Annotated in this window: 1 protein-coding gene; it reads left to right on the forward strand. The window is 54.3% G+C overall.

Features of this window, described 5'->3' with window-relative positions:
- Positions 1-1,446, forward strand: a 1,446-nt coding sequence (locus D5S03_RS01770; protein ID WP_502697107.1) for an acetyl-CoA carboxylase biotin carboxylase subunit family protein, incomplete at both ends; no start/stop codon positions are given.

The raw sequence follows: 1,446 nt of genomic DNA on the forward strand, positions 1-1,446 counted from the left end.
AAAAGGACACCCTGCCCAACAACCACTCCATGCAGGTGCGCATCAACTGCGAGGATCCCCAGCAGGATTTCGCTCCCAATGCCGGGCTCATTACCAGATACCAGTCCCCCGGCGGACAGGGCGTGCGCGTGGATTCATGCATAAGTGCCGGGTATCACTTCCCTTCTCAGTATGATTCAGCAGCAGCACTGCTCATTGTCTACGGCAGGACCTGGAACAAAATCGTGGGCACCATGGAAAGAGCTCTCAATGAATACATAGTAGGGGGACTTAAAACCACCATTCCTTTTCATCGCCGGGTTATGGCCAATGCCCAGTTTCGAAGCGGCGAGTATGATACCAACTTTGTGGGCCAGACCCCGGAACTTATGGTTTACCGGGACCGGGAGCCGGAGGCCCTGCGCCTGTCCAAGCTGGTGGCGGAGATATCCGCCAGGGGATACAATCCCCACGTGGAACTGGGGGAGTACCGGGGAGTACATGACAAGAGACTGGGGCGTATACAACCGGTGCTGCCGTCTCTAAAACACGACGACTACCAGTATCCATACCCCAGGGGAGACAGGGATGCGGTTCTGGATTATATCCGGGACAGCGATCATATTCATTTCACTGATACCACCACCAGGGATATAACCCAGTCCAATTCAGGCAACAGGTTCCGCCTGGCCGAGGACAGGCTCATCGGTCCCTACCTGGACAGGTGCGGGTTCTTTTCCCTGGAAAACGGGGGAGGAGCGCACTTTCACGTGGCCATGATGGCCAACATGACCTATCCTTTCAGCGAGGCCAGGGAGTGGAACCATTTCGCCCCCAACACCCTGAAGCAGATACTTATCCGTTCCACCAACGTCCTGGGATACAAGCCCCAGCCCAAGAATATCATGCGCCTCACAGGAGAGATGATCTGCGAAGACTACGACGTTATCCGCTGCTTTGATTTTCTGAACCACATCGACAATATGCTGCCCTTTGCCCAGGTGGCCATGAGTCATAAGAAAAATATATTTGAACCGGCCATCTCCCTTTCCTATGCCCAGGGATTCGACATCAAGCACTACATGGGAGTGGTGGACGAGATAGTAAACCTCATGAGCAGGGCTACGGCCATGGCCCATGACAAGGTCCTCAAGAAATTCATCCTGGGACTAAAAGACATGGCCGGTGTCTGTCCCCCCTGGTTCATCAGGGAACTGGTAAGCAAGATACGCACCAAATATCCCGAGCTTATTGTACACTACCACCGCCATTACACGGACGGACTGTTTGTGCCTGCTGTGGCCGAAGCAGCCAGGGCTGGGGCGCATATAGTGGATACAGGTATAGGGGCATCGGTTCGCTGGTACGGCCAGGGCGAGGTTCTGTCCACTGCAGCCTATATCGAAGAACTGGGCATGAAGACCAACCTGAACAAGGATATGATCCGTCAGTGCGGCTTTGTCTTAA

Origin of the sequence: Desulfonatronospira sp. MSAO_Bac3, from assembly GCF_003838035.1 — a bacterium.
GTDB lineage: Bacteria > Desulfobacterota > Desulfovibrionia > Desulfovibrionales > Desulfonatronovibrionaceae > Desulfonatronospira > Desulfonatronospira thiodismutans.